We start from the raw sequence: 326 nt of genomic DNA on the forward strand, positions 1-326 counted from the left end.
GTGGCGACCGCGGCCAGCTCGGCAAAGTGCGCGTCGGAGCCGTCGGCGGCGCGTTCGGCGATCACCCCGACCTGATCCAGGGATAACCGGCCCTCCCGCAGGGCTTGGGTGCAGAGGGGGAATTCCTCGGCGCGTCGTGCCACCGCCACGATCGTGTCGGCATTGTTGGGGGTGATCCCGGTTTTCCACGCCACCAGCGAGGTGATCGACCGGGCCCCGGTGATGCCACACAATTCGTCGTGTTCCAGTTCGGCGACGATGTCGACGATGCGTCCGTCGATCGCGTTGCGCTGCCCGCACAACTCCGACAATTCGTCGATCAACAC

General features: G+C 66.3%; 1 protein-coding gene. It reads right to left on the reverse strand.

Translation table 11 applies throughout. From position 1 onward, the window contains the following. The coding region (locus BST13_RS38120; RefSeq protein WP_245839986.1) for a DUF222 domain-containing protein at positions 1-326 on the reverse strand (326 nt) is incomplete at both ends.

Origin of the sequence: Mycobacterium aquaticum, assembly GCF_002086485.1 — a bacterium.
GTDB classification, from domain to species: Bacteria; Actinomycetota; Actinomycetes; order Mycobacteriales; family Mycobacteriaceae; genus Mycobacterium; species Mycobacterium aquaticum.